The organism is Tessaracoccus sp. OH4464_COT-324 (assembly GCF_003932855.1).
GTDB lineage: Bacteria > Actinomycetota > Actinomycetes > Propionibacteriales > Propionibacteriaceae > Arachnia.
The window spans coordinates 1-1,174 of the sequence record NZ_RQYZ01000049.1 but is presented as its reverse complement, the minus strand read 5'-3'; the positions used below and the strand labels follow the sequence as shown (position 1 = coordinate 1,174).

Here is a 1,174-nt window from a genome sequence, read left to right as displayed (position 1 = left end):
GGATCCGGGTAAGGCTCGTAAGGGGGATAAGGGTTCGGCTGCTGGTGGTGGTGGGATGCCGCCGATGATGCCGGTAGGTGGTGGTCTGGGCCCCGCTGGTGGGGGTGCTCCCGCTGCTGCTGCTGGTGTGGGTGGGGTGGGTGCGCAGTTGGCTGGTGGCCAGGCGCAGGTTGCGGTGGGTCAGGTAGCGCGGGCTGCTGGTTTGAATCCTGGTACGACCACCCCACCGGCCACACCCGGTGGTGGTCTACCCGGTGGTGGCCTGTCTGGTGGTGGCCTGTCTGGTGGTGGTCTGTCTGGTGGTGGTTTGGCTGCTGCTGGGGCAGATCCCGCCACGGCGGGTCCTGTGATGGTAGGCCCGGACGGGCAGCCCCTCGACCCGTATGGGCATCCCCTCGACCCGGATGGGCGGCCCCTCGACTCGTATGGGCGTCCTCTCGATCCGTATGGGCGTCCCCTCGACCCGGATGGGCGGCCGGTTGGTTCGGGCGAGCCCGGGGTGCCTGGCGTGGGCGCGGGCTGGGACCCCCACCCCAGCTATCCCGGCCAGCCCGGTTACCCCGGTTACCCCGGTTATCCCGGCGGGCCTGGTTGGCCTGGTTCTCCGGGTGTTCCGGGTGGTCCTGGTTGGCCTGGTTCTCCGGGTGTTCCGGGTGGTCCTGGTGGTCCTGGTCAGCCTGGTTACCCGGGTGTTCCGGGTGTTCCGGGTGGGCCGGGTGGTGGTTATGGCTTCGTTCGGCCCACACCGGGTAAGGATGCCCCGGTAGCACCTTCCCCTGACGAGGGTGCTGGGGGTGTGCCGGCGGGTTCTGGTGGCGGGTTCGGTGATTTCGGTGCCACCACCCCAACCGGTGCACTGCGGGGTCGGGCTTCTGGGCCGATGGCGGAAAGTGGACGCTTCGACGATCTGCGCCGCAGGGGCCGCGAAGCCGCTGAACGCGGGGTGCGCTCGGCCGGTGGCGGGGCCTACCGGCCTTCTGGGGACATGTCCCACACCACCGATTTCGGCAGCCTGGACGCCGCGATGAAGCAATGGGACGAGCGCTCCGCTACCGCAGACGGACTCTATGGTGGCTCGGATGCGCAGGCAGAGTTCGGGTTTTTCAGGGGCTCGTCGGGGGGTTTCTTGGGGTTGTCGCAGACGTTGGTGCCGCAGTCTCCGGAAGCTGGTGGC

Annotated in this window: 2 protein-coding genes; both read left to right on the top strand. The window is 69.1% G+C overall.

The features are described 5' to 3' along the window. Positions 1-446 precede the first annotated feature (446 nt). Positions 447-767 carry a hypothetical protein gene (locus EII42_RS13045; protein WP_158676508.1) on the top strand — a complete coding sequence of 107 codons (321 nt, stop codon included), beginning with the start codon at positions 447-449 and terminating at the stop codon, positions 765-767. 113 nt (positions 768-880) lie between these two features. Beyond that, the coding region (locus tag EII42_RS12090) for a hypothetical protein (protein ID WP_148098056.1) at positions 881-1,174 on the top strand (294 nt) is incomplete at its 3' end.